This is a genomic window from Winogradskyella sp., assembly GCF_965656915.1.
Lineage (GTDB): Bacteria > Bacteroidota > Bacteroidia > Flavobacteriales > Flavobacteriaceae > Winogradskyella.
The window spans coordinates 5027-24241 of record NZ_CBFHMI010000034.1; the positions used below are offsets into that span (position 1 = coordinate 5027).

At 32.8% G+C, this 19215-nt stretch carries 18 protein-coding genes and 1 rRNA gene; 13 read left to right on the forward strand and 6 right to left on the reverse strand.

The window, feature by feature from the left end; all coding sequences use genetic code 11:
- Together ACTG3Y_RS09265 and ACTG3Y_RS09270 are read left to right on the forward strand one after the other, a co-directional pair.
- Window positions 1–553, forward strand: a 553-nt coding sequence (locus ACTG3Y_RS09265; RefSeq protein ID WP_439152645.1) for a T9SS type A sorting domain-containing protein, incomplete at its 5' end; no start/stop codon positions are given.
- Window positions 550–1266, forward strand: a complete 717-nt coding sequence (locus tag ACTG3Y_RS09270; protein WP_439152646.1) for an SAM-dependent methyltransferase — start codon at window positions 550–552, stop codon at window positions 1264–1266. The genes ACTG3Y_RS09265 and ACTG3Y_RS09270, both read left to right, overlap by 4 nt.
- Here ACTG3Y_RS09270 and ACTG3Y_RS09275 read toward each other — a convergent pair.
- The 5 genes from ACTG3Y_RS09275 to dapF form a co-directional block, all read right to left on the reverse strand.
- Window positions 1263–1862 (reverse strand): peptidoglycan-binding protein LysM, encoded by a 600-nt coding sequence (locus ACTG3Y_RS09275; RefSeq protein WP_439152647.1) that lies wholly within the window; start codon window positions 1860–1862, stop codon window positions 1263–1265. The two genes, ACTG3Y_RS09270 and ACTG3Y_RS09275, sit on opposite strands and share 4 nt — an antisense overlap.
- 171 nt (window positions 1863–2033) lie before the next feature.
- Window positions 2034–2939, reverse strand: a complete 906-nt coding sequence (locus ACTG3Y_RS09280) for a DUF2279 domain-containing protein (protein ID WP_439152648.1) — start codon at window positions 2937–2939, stop codon at window positions 2034–2036.
- Window positions 2940–2942: 3 nt separating this feature from the next.
- The gene (gene mltG, locus ACTG3Y_RS09285) at window positions 2943–3986 is read right to left on the reverse strand and encodes an endolytic transglycosylase MltG (RefSeq protein WP_439152649.1); all 1044 of its coding nucleotides are present in this window, start codon (window positions 3984–3986) and stop codon (window positions 2943–2945) included.
- A 3-nt stretch (window positions 3987–3989) separates the two neighbouring features.
- Complete coding sequence (locus ACTG3Y_RS09290) at window positions 3990–4514, reverse strand: GNAT family N-acetyltransferase (RefSeq protein ID WP_439152650.1); 525 nt, start codon at window positions 4512–4514, stop codon at window positions 3990–3992.
- Window positions 4508–5287: a diaminopimelate epimerase gene (gene dapF / locus ACTG3Y_RS09295; RefSeq protein WP_439152662.1), complete on the reverse strand. Its 780-nt coding sequence runs from the start codon at window positions 5285–5287 to the stop codon at window positions 4508–4510. Before dapF ends, ACTG3Y_RS09290 begins: the two co-directional genes overlap by 7 nt.
- 150 nt (window positions 5288–5437) lie before the next feature.
- Here dapF and ACTG3Y_RS09300 point away from each other — a divergent pair, with 150 nt between their 5' ends.
- The 11 genes from ACTG3Y_RS09300 to ACTG3Y_RS09350 all read left to right on the forward strand — a co-directional run bounded on the left by ACTG3Y_RS09300 (window position 5438) and on the right by ACTG3Y_RS09350 (window position 18807).
- The gene (locus ACTG3Y_RS09300) at window positions 5438–6847 is read left to right on the forward strand and encodes a trypsin-like peptidase domain-containing protein (RefSeq protein ID WP_439152651.1); all 1410 of its coding nucleotides are present in this window, start codon (window positions 5438–5440) and stop codon (window positions 6845–6847) included.
- A gap of 131 nt (window positions 6848–6978) precedes the next feature.
- A complete protein-coding gene (locus ACTG3Y_RS09305) occupies window positions 6979–8427 on the forward strand; it encodes a glyceraldehyde-3-phosphate dehydrogenase (RefSeq protein WP_439152652.1) in 1449 nt (482 codons plus the stop codon).
- Between the two features lie 201 nt (window positions 8428–8628).
- Entirely contained in the window at window positions 8629–9255 is a 627-nt protein-coding gene (locus ACTG3Y_RS09310) for a tRNA (guanine-N1)-methyltransferase (RefSeq protein WP_439152653.1), read from the forward strand.
- 685 nt (window positions 9256–9940) lie between these two features.
- Entirely contained in the window at window positions 9941–10618 is a 678-nt protein-coding gene (gene trmD / locus ACTG3Y_RS09315) for a tRNA (guanosine(37)-N1)-methyltransferase TrmD (RefSeq protein WP_439152654.1), read from the forward strand.
- Between the two features lie 14 nt (window positions 10619–10632).
- The gene (locus ACTG3Y_RS09320) at window positions 10633–10968 is read left to right on the forward strand and encodes a hypothetical protein (RefSeq protein WP_439152655.1); all 336 of its coding nucleotides are present in this window, start codon (window positions 10633–10635) and stop codon (window positions 10966–10968) included.
- A gap of 118 nt (window positions 10969–11086) precedes the next feature.
- Entirely contained in the window at window positions 11087–11437 is a 351-nt protein-coding gene (gene rplS / locus ACTG3Y_RS09325; RefSeq protein WP_439152656.1) for a 50S ribosomal protein L19, read from the forward strand.
- An 826-nt stretch (window positions 11438–12263) separates the two neighbouring features.
- Complete coding sequence (locus ACTG3Y_RS09330) at window positions 12264–14483, forward strand: NADP-dependent isocitrate dehydrogenase (RefSeq protein WP_439152657.1); 2220 nt, start codon at window positions 12264–12266, stop codon at window positions 14481–14483.
- A 61-nt stretch (window positions 14484–14544) separates the two neighbouring features.
- On the forward strand, window positions 14545–16920 hold the full coding sequence (locus ACTG3Y_RS09335; RefSeq protein ID WP_439152658.1) for a TonB-dependent receptor: 2376 nt from the start codon (window positions 14545–14547) through the stop codon (window positions 16918–16920).
- 2 nt (window positions 16921–16922) lie between these two features.
- Window positions 16923–17738, forward strand: a complete 816-nt coding sequence (locus ACTG3Y_RS09340; protein WP_439152659.1) for a DUF4249 domain-containing protein — start codon at window positions 16923–16925, stop codon at window positions 17736–17738.
- Window positions 17739–17771: 33 nt separating this feature from the next.
- On the forward strand, window positions 17772–18587 hold the full coding sequence (murQ, locus tag ACTG3Y_RS09345) for an N-acetylmuramic acid 6-phosphate etherase (RefSeq protein WP_439152660.1): 816 nt from the start codon (window positions 17772–17774) through the stop codon (window positions 18585–18587).
- Entirely contained in the window at window positions 18571–18807 is a 237-nt protein-coding gene (locus ACTG3Y_RS09350) for a DUF6095 family protein (protein ID WP_439152661.1), read from the forward strand. The genes murQ and ACTG3Y_RS09350 overlap by 17 nt, the downstream gene beginning before the upstream one ends.
- An 88-nt stretch (window positions 18808–18895) precedes the next feature.
- Here ACTG3Y_RS09350 and rrf read toward each other — a convergent pair.
- Window positions 18896–19004 (reverse strand): 5S ribosomal RNA (gene rrf / locus ACTG3Y_RS09355).
- Window positions 19005–19215 lie beyond the last annotated feature (211 nt).

Genomic DNA, 19215 nt, shown 5'->3' on the forward strand with positions numbered 1-19215 from the left:
AAAAAGTCCGGTTGCAGTATACACTCATGCGACAGGCAGGTGTTCCGTGACAGGAGGCTACAGATATAGAGGTAGTACCTATTCTAATTTCCAAGGCTTATATTTCTTTGCAGATTTTTGCAGTAATGAAATTGGTTATTTAACACCAAATGGCTCTAATTGGGATATAACATTTAATGATTTTATAGGTGCTTGGTCTGCTTTTGGAGAAGATATCAACGGAGAACTCTATATTTCAGATCTAGATAGTGGTACAATTTACAAACTCATAGACACCTCTTTGAGTATAGATGAGCAATCTATAAATAGTATTTCAATTTATCCAAATCCTATAAAAGATGAATTAAATATTGATTTATCTTCTGGCATAAATAATGAGACACTTTTATTTAAAATTTATAACATTCAAGGAAAAGTTCTAAATAGTGTGAAACCAAATGAAGGCAATATACAGACGATTGATACATCTAGCTTAGCAAATGGCTTTTATATATTAAAAATTGAATCTGAAAATGGAGAACAAAACACTTTTAAATTTATCGTAAACAAATGAGTTCAGAATTAGGAAAGCTGTACTTAATCCCAACCCGATTAGGAGATAATCCACCACTTGAAGTATTGCCAATCGCCATAAAAAAAGTGATTGAAGATCTTAATAATTATATCGTAGAAAATGAGAAATCGGCTCGACGCTTTATAAAACGAATTACACCTAATAAATCTCAACCTTCATTAAAATTAAAGGTATTAAACAAATATACTACTGAGTCAGAAAGAGACACTTATCTAAATCCTTGTCTAGAAGGTATTTCAATAGGCTTATTATCGGAAGCAGGATGTCCGGCTATAGCAGATCCTGGAGCGGATATTGTTAGCTTAGCGCATCAAATGAACATTAAAGTTGTTCCTATGGTAGGACCATCTTCTATTTTATTGGCCTTAATGGCTTCGGGAATGAATGGACAGAGTTTTGCTTTTAATGGTTATTTACCAATAGATAAAAATGAAAGGAAATCTAAAATAAAATTATTAGAAAGACTTTCTTCAGAACAAAATCAAGCACAGTTATTCATAGAAACGCCATACAGAAACATGAAAATGCTTAATGATTTAGTAAGTATATTACATGCGGAAACAAGGCTATGCGTAGCATGTGATTTAACCTTACCAACAGAATTCATTAAAACTTTACCTGCTAAACTATGGAAAAACAATAAAGAGGACATTCATAAACGTCCTGCTATATTCATAATACAAAAAGATTAAAGGACCGCTTTTGCTTTCTTATTTGGCGTGACAATAGAAGTATCGTATCCAGAAAACTTTTTGATGTAATGCTTTACAGTAGTACCGTAAGCATCAGCAAAATTATTACTTCCGTAACTTCTTAAGTATTTTTTTACACTGCCTGGTCCAGCTAAATGCGCTGCTGCCAAAATACCAGATTCAGTCACTTTAACACCACCAATAACTTTACCTTCAAAACGTTTTATATCTTTTCTCAAGACCCATTTATTGCGTTCTGCATTAGCAACGAATGCCTTTTCTTGCAATTCTGGATTGTATAAAAAATGGTTAGGATTATAAATCCCGATCACTTTTAATGTTTCTTTCCCGAATTGGTATTTACCCAAGTAACCTAAAGTGTTAACTGTAAAATAATCACCTCTGGATTCTTTAAAAGCAAGCGCCTCTTTAAAACCTTCAAATGATTTACCTAAATAAGGTGTGAACATATTTTGTTCAATCTCGTTCTCTGATTTTAATGCTAAATCTTTGTTGAAATTATAATTTAACTCTAATCCTTCCGTAGAATAGTGATCTGGATTAATAGTCGAATCTGGATACAATGCAACAGCCATAAAAAAACAAATTGCAAACGGTAAAACGATATTTTTAACTCTATTTATAACCATAACAGCTAATTTTTTTAGTAAAACATGTTCTCCTAAACATCACTACTAAAATGCGGTGCAAAGATACAACTTTTTTATAAATTTTGGAAATCAGGTTTTACCTGTTTATTGTAGTCGTTAAAAGTAGAAATAATGGAACTTTGCAATACCTTTACTATTGACTTCTATTGTCGGAAAAGGAAGCTTAATAACGTTAAAAACATCAAAAACTGTTTTTAAGAAGCGAGAATTTGTTCTAATTCGAGTTAAATCAATGTCTAAACTAAGGTAGAATTGTCTTATTCTTTTCTGATTTTCAAATAGCGGATCCTCAGGTTCTCCTGTTAACATGCCACTCGCACCATAGCCTAATGCTAAACTGATCCAATTCGGAATAACGTCTGATTTAACAAAAGCATTTATATTCGCACTAAGCCAATACGTTTGTCCATTATAATCTTTTAAAAATTCTTCAAAAAGACCATTACCGAGTTTGTCTGGTCGTTGTGAGGCAAAGTGTGTTTGATGAAAAGAATATTTCATAACTATCCGTTGTTCTTGCCATAACAATTCCTGACCAACATAGAGGCCTGTTCCTAATGCATTAGCGGCCATATCTGACCAAGAAAAACCCCATTCTTCCGAAAACCCATCCATAACCTCAACAACGGTTAGAAAACCAAAACCTAAAGTAGAACCATATAAAAGTTGATCTCTTTTACTTACTCCAGCCCAATCAAGTGTGTTCGCACCAATTCTACCTAGCTGATACGATGAAAACACATGACCTAATTTATCCATTTGTTGCCATACATTACTATCATTAATCGTTTTAAATGATGACCTTGGATAATCTTTGTACCATAACTGATGCAACCCTATAAGAGTAGCCGTAGCTAAAGAAGTTTCAGTGATAAGTACGGCATTTCTTCTTGATGTATTTAGTGTTTCACTAGGTTTTAAAAACTTGTCTACACTAGATTGTGATAACAAGACGTTGGTGAATAGTAAGAAAAATATGACGTAAAACTGAACGTGTTTCAAACCTTATCTATTAATACCTTGAGACGACAAATATCGTTGATATTCTCTGGCATTGTTATTATGCTGAGCGAGCGTTTTCGCAAACTTATGATAGCCTATTCGCTTTGCATCTGCTGCAAAATAAAGATATTTATGTTTTTCAGGATTTAATACAGCATTTACGGCAGACAAATCTGGCATGGCGATTAATCCTGGTGGTAAACCTGAATTTTTATACGTATTGTAAGGCGAATCTATTTCTTTATGAATGTTAAGTACTCTTCTAATTACTGTATTTTTATATTTAGGTAATTGATAAGCTGCAAATTTTAATGTTGGGTCTGCTTGTAATGGCATACCTATCCTCAATCTATTAAGATAAACACCAGCAATTAGTGGCTGTTCATCTGATTGCTTAGACTCTTCGTGCACAATAGACGCTAATGTCATAACTTCATCTGGCGAGAGATTTAAGTGCTTCGCTTTATTGCGTCTGCTTTCATTCCAAAAACGCTTATACTCTTTCAGCATTTTATCCCGGAATCCTTCAGCAGAAGTGTTCCAGAAAAACTCATAACTATTGGGTAAATACATACCTAAAGCTGTTGCTTCTGTAAAACCATTCTTTTCCAAAAAGTCTTCATTAGTCATTGCATTTAAAAGTGCTAAACTATCTGCATCAATCTGAGAACCTATCCTACCAGCTAAGTCTTCAAGGCTATGTTGATTATTAAATGCAATTTTAATTGGTAAATTATTACTACGAATAGAATTAATAATATCATTATTATTCATACCCTTTGAGATTGCGAAACGACCAGCCTTTATATTCGTTGTATATTTTTTTTGACTGGCAAGCGCATCAAACGTATCAATATCATCGAGTAAAGGAATTAGTTGTGCTCTAACTTGCGGATATGTGGCATCAGAAGGTACGTATATATATGCAGTGTCTTCGCTGAATTTAGTATTCGGCTGAAACATGGCGCCATAGATATAATATGCTATAGCTGCAAAAATGATAAGTCCAATAAGTGCAATCGCCCATAGAATTTTCTTTATATACATAAATTAATTATTAATACGTTGTAAAATATATTCGTCTGTAAATGTCTTACCATCAAAGCTCCAGTCTTTTTTTAATCCTATTTTTTTAAAACCACTACCTTCAAATAACTTTAAACTTGCTGAGTTAGTTTCAGAAATATTAGCATAAACCTGATGTAGATGCAAGGTCTCAAAACAATAATTTACTAATAGAGACAAGGCTTCTTTTCCAAAACCTTTGTATCTGTTAGAGTCGTTTTGAATTAAGATACCAATACCAGCACGTTTGTTTTTAAAATTAAAATCAAAAACGTCAATTAATCCAATTGTCTTATCAGCTTTATCACAAATAGCTAATCGCAATTGCTTTGCTTCGTAAATATCTTGCTGAGCATTTTCTAAATATTGTTTAATTAAAAAACGAGAATATGGTGTTTGTGTATCGCTAAGATGCCATAACGAGGTGTCATTTTCTATACCATAGATAAAATCTAAATCTTCTGGCTCTAATGCTCTTAAATAGATATGTTCTCCTTTTAATGTTACCATTCTATATTGCCTTTAAAGACTTGTTCGGCAGGACCTATTAACCAAATATTATTGTACCCTGAGTCGAATGACTTAAATTTAACCTTCAACTCACCACCTTGCGTTTTTAAAACTACTTGTTCTTGCTGTGTTAAACCTTTTTTATGCATAGCGAGAGCCACAGCAGTAACTCCAGTACCACAAGACAAGGTTTCATCTTCTACTCCACGTTCATACGTTCTAACGGCAAAACTATTGTCATTTACGTGCTCGACAAAATTAATATTGCTTCCGTTTTCCTTATATGGTGCGCCATATCGGATTTTAGAGCCGTTCTTTTTTACGTCATAACTTTGGATATCTGAAACCATAGTCACGTGATGTGGAGAGCCGGTATCTAAAAACAAATGATTATCGTATGCCTCTACTTTTAATACATCTTGCATTTGAAGATGAACAATACCATTTTTAATTTCCGCTTTATGTAAACCATCGATAGCTATGAAATCTGCCTTATCATCTATGATGCCTAAATATTTTGCATAAGCCACTATACAACGTCCACCATTTCCACACATACTACTTTCATTTCCATCAGAATTGTAGTATACCATTTTAAAATCCGCATTATTTGAGTTTTCTAAAAGGATAAATCCATCTGCACCTATGCCAAATCGTCTGTCGCATAATTCAACGATACGTTTGGTATCATTTTTGTTTATTATTTGTAGACGATTATCCACAATAATAAAGTCGTTTCCAGTGCCTTGATATTTATAAAAAGTCATTGTCATAATTACAAGCAAATATAAGAATATTAAAGTGCAAAACGAGTTGTTAAACGATGGTTAAAGTTGACGTTAAATAGTCGTTAAAATACGATTACAGATTCAATAAATATCTAAATTTAAATGTTGAATAGTTAAACTTAAAACTGAAAAATTATGAAGAAGATCCTAACATTGGTATGTGTTTCGGCATTAGGTGGTATATTGACTTTAGGAGGTTATAAACTTTTTGTCCAAGATAATGAACAACAACTAGCAGTAGAACAGTCATCTGACTTGCCTGTTTACATACCTACAAACACAACAAATACAATTAATTCTAATGCTGCTCTAGCTCCCAACTTTGTCGAAGCTGCCGAAAAGTCTATTGATGCTGTGGTTCACGTAAAAAACACATCTATTGTAAGCGCTCCAATGACGATGCAAGATTTGTTTTTTGGTCGCAACTCACAGCGAGCACAAGTTGGAACAGGCAGTGGTGTAATTATTTCACCAACAGGTTACATCGTTACCAACAATCACGTAATAAAAAACGCAAACGAAATTAGCATTACATTAAATAATAATAAAACATATATGGCAGAACTTATTGGTACAGATGCTGTAACCGATATTGCTTTATTAAAAATAGATACTGAAGAAGATTTACCATATATGGCTTTTGGAGATTCTGACAATGCTAAGATTGGTGAATGGGTTCTAGCGGTTGGAAATCCTTTTAACCTAAACTCTACAGTAACAGCAGGTATTATAAGTGCTAAATCTAGAGATTTAACAGGTCAGAATATGCAATCGTTTATTCAAACAGATGCAGCCGTTAATCCAGGAAATTCTGGTGGAGCTTTGGTCAATACTAATGGAGATCTTATTGGTATTAATACGGCCATTTCATCACGAACAGGGTCTTACATCGGGTACTCTTTTGCTGTACCTAGTAACATTGCTCGTAAAATCGTAAATGATATTATGGAGTATGGTAATGTACAAAACGGCATTTTAGGTGTTGTTGGTGGTGCTCTAAATAGCAAAGCTGCAGAACAATTAGGTACCGATATCACCGAAGGTTTCTATGTTAGTGAAGTCACAGAAGATACAGGAGCTGAAAAAGCAGGTATTCAATCTGGAGATATCATTCGAAAAATTGACAATGTAGAAATCAATAAATTTTCAGATTTAACTGGTTATCTAAAAACTAAAAGTCCTGAAGATGTTGTAAACGTCACTCTATTGAGAGATGGTGACGAAGAAGTGTTACCAGTGACACTTTTAAAACCTTCTACTTATATCCTTCAAACTATTGGGTTTGTAAAAAATGCTTCTACCGAAGATTTAGAAAAATATAATGCTGATTACGGTATAAAAATTTCAAAATTTGATGAGAATTATAAATACTCATGGGAAAGAATGGGTGTAGTCGAAGGAAGTATTATTACTAAAATAAATGGTAAAAAGTTATATACTATTGAAGACGCCCAAAACGCCATGAAAAGCAGAAAGTTTAATGAGCCTTTACAAATAGAAGTTATCAATAATGAAGGTGAAAAAATAACACCTATCTTTAGATAAACTTCATTACATACCTATAAAAATTACCCTTCAGAGCGTTATTCTTTGAAGGGTTTTTATTTTCGACAAAAAGTATTACGAAAACGTTTGAAATATGTATTTTTGCGCAAAATTTATAGACCATAAAACAAATGAGTTTTAAAGACACTTACGAAAAAGAGTTAGCGTTTCAGGCAGATCGCCGTAGAGCAACGGTTGAATTTATTAAAATTGTAAGCGACTTGTGGTACGATAAATCCATAGAGCTTGTACTTTTTAGAAATCAGCTTATTGATAGAAATGTGAGCGAAATTTTAAACCTGCATGAGTATGCTGGCGAATTCGTTCAGAAACCAATTTCTATTTTTGATTCTGTTGAGATTGCACAAGCCATTAAATTGGCAAATTTGCCACCTGCAAAATTAGATATCGGAAAACTAACGTACGAGTTTCACCTGGAGGATCAGAAATACGGTAACGCTACTGCTTTTGTTTCTGCCAAATTAAAGAATGCCAAAGACAACACTGGTATTGAACCAAAAGACGTTGTACTTTATGGATTTGGTAGAATAGGACGTTTAGTGGCCAGAGAGTTAATGACACGTACCGGTTCTGGTAGTCAATTAAGACTAAGAGCTATAGTAACCAGAGGAGCTGTTGACGAAACTGTTTTAGAAAAAAGAGCTTCATTATTAAGAAATGATTCTGTTCACGGAGATTTTTCTGGAATGGTAAGTACAGATGTCAAAAATTCTGCATTAATAATTAATGGCACCACCGTAAAAATAATTTCGGCTAATGCACCAGAAGATATAGATTATACTAAATACGGTATCAATAATGCTTTGGTGATTGACAATACAGGTGCATTTAGAGATAAAGAAGCTTTAGGTAGACATCTTAAAGCAAAGGGTGTAGAAAAAGTTTTATTAACTGCTCCAGGTAAAGGTGTACCGAATATTGTACATGGTGTGAATCAACTAGAGCATAATCCGGATAAAGTAAAAATATTCTCAGCAGCCTCATGTACAACCAATGCTATTACACCAATATTAAAGGCTATGGAAGATTCATTTGGTGTTAAATCTGGCCATTTAGAAACTATACACGCTTACACTAATGATCAGAATTTAGTTGATAATTTTCATAAAAAATACAGAAGAGGTCGTGCTGCAGGTTTAAATATGGTCATTACCGAAACTGGTGCTGGTCAAGCAGTGAGTAAAGCGCTACCTTCTTTGGGAGGTAAGTTAACCTCTAATGCAATTAGAGTACCAGTACCTAATGGCTCATTAGCAATTCTAAATTTAGAACTAGATAATAAAACGTCTGTTGAAAGTATTAATTCTACTATGAAGAAATACGCACTAGAAGGTGATCTCGTGGAACAAATTAAATACGAAATGAGTGACGAGTTGGTGTCTAGCGATATCGTTGGGAGCTCAGCACCTTCTATCTACGACAGTAAAGCCACCATCGTAAGAAAAGATGGTAAAAATGCCATACTATATATATGGTACGATAATGAATATGGCTATAGTCATCAGGTCATACGACTGGCAAAATATATTTCTAAAGTAAGACGCTATGCGTATTATTAAAAAATAGGTTAATATTAAAAGGGAAGGTCTTATGTTATAATAAGACCTTTTTTTATCTAATGACATCCAAACAAAAACTAGCATCGTATATAAATTGCATTGATAATATGCTATTATTTGTTCGACGAATAGTAATATTTTGCAGATAAAATAATTATCTTGGCAAACATTAAAACCTAACGAATCAAAATTAAGTCTTACATGAAATTCTTATTAAAAATTTCTATAGTATTTGTATTACTATTTAGTTTTCAATCTATTAACGCACAAAACACAACTGAAAAATCAGAAGAACAATACTCATTAGACAGTGGCACAATAGATAATCAGTTTGAATATATTTTCAGAAAATCTGGAAATTTTAAAGGTTTAAAAGGTCAGAAATACGAAGCTGTAAAATACAGCTCACTTTTAAAGCTAAAAGCCAATGTTTTAGATTCATTAAAGACCACTTATACTGAGTTAGAAAGCTCTCAAAATATAGTAAATAGCCAGGCAAAAGAAATTGAACAATTAAAAACTAACCTTGCGAATACGCAAAACACATTAGAACAAACCAATACTGAGAAAAATAACATGGCGTTATTAGGTATACAAACCAGTAAAACCAATTATAATGTAATTATGTGGTCTATTATTGCCGCACTCTTGGCACTATTGTTTTTCTTCATTTTTAAATTTAAAGGTAGTAACTCTGCAACACGCGAAGCCAAACATAAACTAGAAGAAGTAGAGGTTGAGTTTGAAGAACACAGACGTACAGCCTTAGAACGTGAGCAGAAAGTAAGACGTCAGTTACAGGACGAAATCAATAAGAATAAAGCCTAACAAATGCCATTCTGGATACTATAAAGAATCTCAATTAAATCCGTAATATACATTACGGATTTTTTTATGGATAAATAAATGATTTCAGAAGGATATTGTTATTTAACGTTCTAATTTTTTTCATCTAACTTCGTTTAACGTCTGATGTAAGGCATTACAACGAACTCATATCACTAAAGTTAGCAGTCAGGAAAAATAAAGTAAATCTTAAGACCTAAAGTAAAACTGAAGACTTCAAAAATGTAAAAAAGATAATTAATGACACGCAACGAATATCGAAATGGAAAAAAACAAAAAATGGTATATATCTACGGGAGCTGGATTAGGGATGATTTTCGGATATGCGATATGGAATGCAGGAATTGGATTGGTTATAGGAGCATCAATTGGTCTAATAATATATGCATCTAATAAAAACAATTGAAAATTTCTCTAGAAGTTAAGTAAAACCCGCACTACTAATAACGTATATAATTAATTGCTTGGTCACTGCCGACTTACGAAAATTGCTTGCACCAGTTCGTTTCGCTCGTGTCTGCTGGAATTTTCTATCTGTGATTTGTTTGTTAACTTAGTTGCTAAACCACTCAACTAACCATACGTAAACACGTTAAACGAACTTCCAAAATTTCATTTCATTAAATTTCTTAATTAAACCTACCTTTGCATTCTATACAAAGACACAATGCGCATAGATATTATCACTGTTTTACCAGAACTTTTAAAAAGTCCATTTGAAGCCTCCATTTTAAAACGTGCTATAGAAGCTCAGTTAGTAGAAGTTCATTTTCATAATCTTAGAGACTACACCACGGATAATTATAAGTCTGTTGATGATTACCAATTTGGTGGTGGCGCAGGTATGGTGATGATGATAGAACCGATTGATAAGTGTATTAGTGGTTTAATGGCAGAACGCCACTATGATGAGATTATTTATATGACACCAGATGGTGAACGTCTTAACCAAAGTATAGCCAATCAGATTTCTATTAAAGAAAATATTATTATTCTTTGTGGCCATTATAAAGGTGTCGATGAGCGTGTTCGAGATAAGTTTATAACCAGAGAAATCTCTATTGGAGATTATGTATTGTCAGGCGGAGAACTGGGAGCAGCTGTGCTTTGTGATGCTGTAATACGATTAATACCAGGAGTACTTGGCAATGAAACCTCTGCTCTTACCGATTCTTTTCAGGATAATTTGTTGGCACCACCTATCTATACAAGACCAAGAGAATATAAAGGCATGAAAGTACCTGAAGTGTTATTTAGCGGTAATTTTGGTGAGATTGAAAAGTGGAGAGAAGAACAAGCTTATAAAAGAACCCAAGAGCGACGCCCAGACCTTTTGAATGAGTAATACATTAATTGACCATGGATAATTTCGATGATTTATCAGTTCACTTTATTATTAATAGCGCTCTAATATTTTTATTTCAGCTTGCTATTATAGGATCAAGTATTCTCATAATTACAAAATACCGTAAATCTATTGGCGCAAAAATTATGCTCGTAGGTACTGTATTTACTCTAATATCAATTATATTATTTCAAGTGGTGCCTTATTTAACAGGCTCTTTTGAAACAGACAACTATTTAAAAGTACAAGTATTATTATCTTATCTAAATACATTTTCATTCTTAGTATTTACAACTGGTTTTGTAATATTTGCTATTAATGATTTAAAAAAAGAGCAGAATAAGACTTAAAACTTTTCACATTCTACTTTTTACTTTCTACTTTTTAATTATCTTTGTCGCCACTTTTGGATTAACCTCTGGCGAAAATCGTGAACGTTGATTTGAAACAACCATAATAACAAAGAAAATGAATTCTTTAGTAAAATTTGTACAAGACGAATTTGTAACCCGTAAAGACCTTCCAGAATTTAGTGCTGGTGATACTGTCACAGTATACTATGAAATTAAAGAAGGAAGTAAAACACGTACACAGTTCTTTAAAGGTGTAGTATTACAGCGTAAAGGAACCGGAACTTCTGAAACATTTACAATCCGTAAAATGTCTGGAACAGTTGGCGTAGAGCGTATCTTCCCAGTTAACTTACCAGCTTTACAGAAAATAGAAGTTAACAAACGTGGTAGTGTTCGTAGAGCACGTATTTTCTACTTTAGAGGTCTTACTGGTAAGAAAGCAAGAATTAAAGAAGTTAGAAGATAAATCGACTAACATAGAGAGTAAAAAAAGCCTTCAGAAACTGAAGGCTTTTTTCGTTATTAACTTTTGTTAATAAGTACGGTTTATAAGATGTTTATATCTAATTTGTTAAAATATTTGTTTATTCGTAATATAAACATACTTTAGCTAAACAATTGACAACAAACCTTGTTTGGTTTTAAAAGTAATTTTAAATTTATGTTAACTTGTAATGAAGTAACGTTCTTTATGTATTGAGGTAATTTTTTGAGGTCAGCGCACCGCTTGTGTAGACAAGTGTTGGGTAGTTGGTCATGAAATTTAGGCGTTACAGCATATTTCGGTAGGCTGTAAGAGTTTGAGTGGAAAGCTTGGAAAAAGTAGTGGAAACGAAAGTGAACACGAAAAAGATAAGCAATGTTTTTGGGCGTATCAGACACGCAAGTGAATGATAAAGGAAAAAACATCAAGAAAACTTACCTTAAGAAGCGAAGTAGTATCAGGTCAATACATTTTGAAAGATATGAAACGTTTCATCTGAAGCACGAAAACTTGAACCGAAAAGGATGATGACGAAAGTCATACAACTGAGTTAGTAAAAACTAAATAGGTCACGTTAGTAATGTTTCAAAAAGAAGCCATGTCAAAGCAGTTTCGCTGCAGTGATATGGCTTTTTCTTTTTCTATCAGTGTCTAATTTTAGATTTCAATCAATTACAGATTTATTTTGACGATTTCATAAAAAACACTTCTACTTAGTATCAATATTTCCATTACAAAACACCATCTATTTTGTATATTTGCACAGCTTAAATTTAAGCATTAGCACACACAAACTTTTTTACAACTTATGACAAAGACAGCCAAGATAGTTTATACAAAAACTGATGAAGCACCTGCATTAGCAACACGCTCTTTTTTACCAATCGTAAAAGCATTTACAAAATCCTCTGGAATTACTTTAGAAACAAAAGATATTTCGTTAGCTGCCAGAATTTTAGCGGTATTCCCAGATTATCTTTCTGAAGATCAACGTGTCAACAATGCCCTTGCAGAATTAGGTAATCTTGCAAAACAGCCAGAAGCAAATATTATAAAACTTCCAAACATAAGCGCGTCAATTCCTCAATTAACTGACGCGATAGAAGAATTACAAGGTAAAGGTTATAAATTACCAGACTATCCGGAAGATCCAAAAAGTGACGAAGAGAAAGAAATTAAGTCTCGTTATGATAAAATAAAAGGGAGTGCCGTAAACCCTGTATTGAGAGAGGGAAATTCTGACAGACGTGCTCCAAAAGCTGTAAAGAATTATGCAAAGAAAAATCCGCATAGTATGGGAGCATGGAGTTCTGACTCTAAAACTCACGTTGCTACAATGTCACATGGAGACTTTGCACATAACGAAAAATCGGTAACTGTTTCTGAAGCAACGTCTGTTAAAATTGTTCATACAGATAATGCTGGAAATAAAACTACTTTAAAAGACAACCTCAATTTACTTAAAGGTGAAATCATTGATGGTACCATAATGAGCAAAAAGGCATTATTGAGTTTTTTAGAACATCAAATAAAAGATGCGAAAGAAAAAGATGTGTTAATGTCTTTGCATATGAAAGCGACCATGATGAAAGTTTCTGACCCTATCATATTCGGTCATGCCGTAAGAACATATTTTAGACCGGTTTTTGACAAACATGAAAAAACGTTTGAAGAAATTGGTGTAGACGTAAATAATGGTTTTGGCAATCTACTTGAAAACTTAGAAGAAGTATCAGCAGATAAGCGAAGTGAAATTGAAGCCGATATAAACTTAGCATTTGAAAATGGTCCTGATATAGCCATGGTTAATTCTGATAAAGGTATTACCAATTTACACGTACCAAGTGATGTAATTATCGATGCATCTATGCCTGCTATGATAAGGACTTCTGGTCAAATGTGGAATGCAGAAGGTAAACAACAAGACACCAAGGCTATTATACCAGATAGTAGTTATGCTGGCGTATACATAGCAACTATAGATTTCTGTAAAAAACATGGGGCATTCGATCCTACCACAATGGGAACTGTACCTAATGTAGGATTAATGGCTCAAAAGGCTGAAGAATATGGTTCACACGACAAAACGTTTGAGGTTTCTGCAGATGGAACCGTAGAAGTCATTGATGCTTCTAACAACGTATTAATGTCTCACAAAGTGGAAAAAGGTGATATCTGGAGAATGTGTCAGGTTAAAGATGCACCTATTCAAGATTGGATAAAATTAGCAGTAACCAGAGCAAGAGCATCTCAAACACCTGCTGTGTTTTGGTTGGATGAAAACAGAGCTCATGATGCAGAACTTATTAAGAAGGTTAATCTATACTTGCCAAATCATGACACATCTGGATTAGATATTAGAATTTTATCCCCAATAAAAGCTACAGAATTTACTTTAGAACGAGTAAAGGCTGGGAAGGATACCATCTCAGTTACTGGTAATGTATTACGAGATTACTTAACGGACTTATTCCCTATTTTGGAATTAGGAACTAGTGCAAAAATGCTTTCCATAGTACCATTAATGAATGGCGGTGGTTTATTTGAAACTGGTGCTGGTGGTTCTGCACCTAAACATGTGCAACAGTTCATAACAGAAAATCATTTGCGCTGGGATTCTTTGGGTGAGTTTTTAGCTCTTGCAGTATCACTAGATCATTTTGCAGAAGTCAATAATAATCCTAAAGCTAGCATCTTAGGGGAAACATTAGATGATGCTACAGAAAAACTATTGGAAAATAAAAAAGGACCATCTAGAAAAGTTAATGAATTAGATAACAGAGGAAGTCATTTCTATTTGGCGTTGTACTGGTCTGAGGCACTAGCTAATCAAGAAAAAGATAGCGAGCTTAAACATGAATTTTCTCAAATATTTAAAGATTTACAATCTCACGAAGTGAAAATTATTGATGAGTTAAATGCAGTACAAGGAAGCTTAGTAGATATTGACGGTTATTATTATCCGAACGAAGTTTTAACTTCAAATGCCATGAGACCAAGCAAAACGCTTAACTCAATATTAAACTAAACTTAAGTTAAAAGAGCTTCATGAAAAATGAAGCTTTTTTATTTTTACAAAAAATTGTTTAATGAAAAAGAACTCTTTAAGAATTCTTATTTTTTTCGTCTTTTTTCTTGCCTCTCTTAATGCTCAGGAAAAATTTACATTAAGTGGTACCATAACTGATAGTAAAAGTAACGAAACCCTTATTGGTGTTAACATAATTGTACCACAGTTAAAGTCTGGAACTGTTACCAATGAGTATGGATTTTATTCTTTAACACTACCTTCTGGTACATACGAGGTACAGATTAGTTATTTAGGGTATAAAACTATTACGGAAACTTTAGAGTTAAACAATGATATTGTTAAAAACTACAAGTTAGTTGAGTCTGTTGAGGCTTTAGATCAAGTAGTCATTAAAGATGATGTAGAGCGTTTAAACATTCGCAAACCTCAAATGAGTGTTAATTCACTATCTATAAAAACAATCAAAAATATGCCTGTAGTTCTTGGTGAGGTTGATGTAATCAAATCTATAACTCTATTGCCAGGAGTCACTAATGCAGGTGAAGGGTCCTCTGGTTTTAATGTAAGAGGAGGTGCAGCAGATCAGAATTTAATATTACTAGATGAGGCAACTATTTTTAATTCTTCGCATTTATTTGGCTTCTTTTCTGTATTCAATCCTGATGCTATTAAGGATCTAAAATTATATAAAGGCGGAATTCCCTCGAAATACGGAGGAAGAGTGTCTTCTGTTTTAGATATTTATCAAAAAGAAGGTAATAGTAGCGAATTTCACATGAATGGTGGCATTGGCCTAATTTCAAGTAGACTTCTTGCTGAAGGTCCTATCAAAAAAGATAAAGGCTCTTTTTTGTTCGGTGGTCGTAGTAGTTATGCTCATTTATTCTTACCACTTTTCGATTTAGATAATGTGGCCTATTTCTATGATCTCAACACCAAATTAAGTTACAGATTAAATGATAAAAACAGTATTTTCCTTTCTGGATATTTTGGTAGAGATATATTTGAAATTGCTGATAGTTTTAAAAATGAATATGGAAATGCCGTTATTAATTTTAGATGGAATCACCTCTTTTCCGACAAGTTATTTTCAAATTTATCCTTGATTTATTCAGATTATGACTATGATTTAGAGCTTTCATTTGTGGAGTTTGATTGGCAATCTGGTATTAGAAACTTCAATTTAAAATATGATTTTAAACATTATATAAATAACAAAATAAAACTTGAATATGGATTAAATAGTATTTATTATAGATTCAATCCTGGTGAAATAAGACCTACTACTGAAAGCTCTGGAATAAATCCATTTAAATTAACTGATAAATTTGCTTTAGAAAATGCCATTTATTTAGATGCTGAACATAAAATAAGCCCAAAATTATCGGTAAGATATGGTGTAAGATTTAGTACATTTCATCGCTTAGGACAAGATGAATTAAATGTTTATGAAAACAATAACCCTGTAATTTTTAATGAAAATTTAGGTATTTATCAAAAAGCTGAACCAATTGGCACAAGGGGATTTAATAAAAGTGACGTTATTGAGTCTTTTGCAAATTTTGAACCAAGACTGGCTATTTCATATCAACTAAATGAAAACTCATCAGTTAAAGCAAGCTACAATAGAATGAGTCAATATTTACATCTACTTTCTAATACTAACTCTCCTACACCGTTAGATGTTTGGGCACCTAGTGGTGAGTTTATTAAACCACAATTATTAGATCAAGTTGCCTTAGGTTACTTTAAGACTTTCAAAAACAATCAATATTCTTTAGAAGTAGAAACATTCTATAAAAAAATTGATAATCGTATAGATTATATAGATGGTGCAAATCTAATTGCGAATAATGCTATTGAGCAGGTAATTTTAAATGGTGAAGCAAGGGCTTACGGACTAGAAGTACTTTTAAGGAAAAATGAAGGAAGACTTAAAGGTTGGTTAGCCTATACATTATCAAAATCTGAACAACGTACACCTGGCAGAACAGCAATTGAAACAGGAATAAATAATGGTAATTGGTACAACACTCCATTTGATAAAACTCATGATATTTCTTTAACAGCAAGCTACGACATAAATAAAAAATGGTCTTTAAGCTCAAACTTTTTATTTCAAACAGGCCAACCAGCTACATTTCCAAACGGCCAATATGAATATAATGGTATTGTAATTCCAAGTTACGAAGCCAGGAATTCTAGTCGTTTACCTACCTATCATAGGTTAGATTTAGCTGTTAATTACAATCCTAAACCAAAGAGTACCAAAAGATTTAAAGGAAAGTGGGTTTTTGGTGTTTACAATATTTATAATAGAAGAAATGCTGCAAATATAACTTTTAGAGAAAATAGAAATTCTGGAACCAATGAAGCTGTTAGGTTAGCAATTTTTGGTATAGTTCCATCAGTTTCATATAATTTTAGTTTTTAATGATGAAGAAAATAGTATTAACATTACTCACATTTATCGTCTTACTTGGTTGTGAAGACGTCATTGATGTTGATTTAAATACCACAGAACCAAGATTGGTTATTGATGCTTCAATTAATTGGATTAAAGGCACTACAGGCAATGAGCAAAGTATTAAATTAACTCTTTCAGCTCCTTTTTTTGACGATGAAGTTCCACCAGCAAATGACGCAATTGTCAAAATTATCGATACTAATAATAACGTGTTTAACTTTTCTGAAGAAGGTGATTCAGGAATTTATAGAAACAATAGTTTTGTTCCTCTAATTGGTGAGATATATACCTTAACTATAGACTACAATGATGAAGTTTATAAAGCTACAGAAATAATGAAGTCTGTAAGTTCCATAGATTTCATTGAACAAAATAATGAAGGAGGTTTTACTGGTGAAGATATTGAATTAAAAGCTTACTATACTGATCCAGTAAACGAAGAAAACTATTATTTTTTTGAATTTATCAGTGATATTCCTGTTGTCCCTACATTAGAAGTTTATGAAGACAGGTTTACTAACGGAAATCAAATTTTTGGGTTCTATACAGAAGAAGATTTAGAATCGGGAGATGAAGTAACTATTAGGAATTATGGTGTTTCTAAAGAATTCTATGAATTTATGTTTATCTTATTACAACAAGGAAGTCAAGAATCAGGTGGACCATTTGAAACTCAACCAGCTACAGTTAGAGGTAATTGTGTAAATGAAACAAATTCAAATAATTTTCCTTTTGGATATTTCAGATTATCAGAAGTAGACGAAGTAATTTATACTGTCTTATAAATTTATCATAATAAATTATACTTATATTTAGTTATGAATTTTATTAAAACTACAGAGAAAGATTCAAACTATGATAATTTACAAAACATGTCTGTCAATGAAATTCTCACAAACATTAACAATGAAGATAAGACCGTAGCTTTTGCGGTTGAAAGAGCATTACCACAAGTGAAAGCTTTAATTGAGCAAGTTTTTTTAAAACTCAAAAATGGTGGTAGGTTATTCTATATAGGTGCAGGAACTAGTGGAAGATTAGGGATTTTAGACGCATCAGAATGTCCACCAACTTTCGGAGTTTCCTCAGATCTTGTTATTGGGTTAATTGCAGGTGGAGATTCAGCTATTAGAGAAGCGGTAGAAAATGCAGAAGATTCCACAACACAAGGCTGGGAAGATTTAGTTGATTATGATATCACAGAAAAAGATATAGTTGTTGGTATTGCTGCTTCTGGGACAACACCATATGTAATTAGTACTTTAGAAAAATGTAATATTAATAATATCTTAACAGGTTGTATTACATGTAATAAGAATAGTCCATTATCTGTTACTGTCAAATACCCTATTGAAGCTGTTGTAGGTCCTGAATTTTTAACTGGTAGTTCGAGAATGAAAGCCGGAACTGCTCAAAAAATGATATTAAACCTAATTACAACCACTGTTATGATTCAATTGGGAAAAGTAATAGGGAATAAAATGGTAGACATGCAATTATCAAATCACAAACTTGTTGAGAGAGGTGTTAAAATGATAATAAATGAGTTAAACGTCTCAAAAGAGGAAGCATATAGATTACTTCAAAAACATAAAAACGTCAGACAAAGCATTATACATGGACGACGAAAATAGAACCGACAAAGAAATATTAGGAAAAGGATTAAAACAAATGGGAATTTGCCTTATTTTAATGTTTGCTGGTCCTACATTATTACATCTAGCTTTTAGCAATGATGATAAACCACTTTACATTCCTTTGCTTATTCTATCAATAGTAATTTGTATTGCTGCGATTGCGATGTTATTCATTGGTTTAAATACTATACTGAATAGTATATTTAAAAGAAAATAAGCTCTTAAATATTTTCTTCGTTCTTCATTATCATTATTATAAACAAAAAAAATCCCGATTCTAATATAGATATAGAATCGGGATTCAAAAAAGGCGGCGACCTACTCTTCCACAGTAAGCAGTACCATCGGCGCTAACGGGCTTAACTACTCTGTTCGGAATGGTAAAAGGTGAGCCCCGTCGCTATAACCACCTTAAATCTTGGTTGTTATAAACATATACAACACTAATATTGTTGACATATTGAAAAGTCTATTATAGACTTTAGATACACATTAATTAACTAGTAGAATTTAATAAAATTTGCACTTATAAAAAGAACGGCGTACAATAAGCCTATGGGTTATTAGTACTACTCGGCTATGACATTACTGCCTTTACACCTATAGCCTATCAACGTGGTCATCT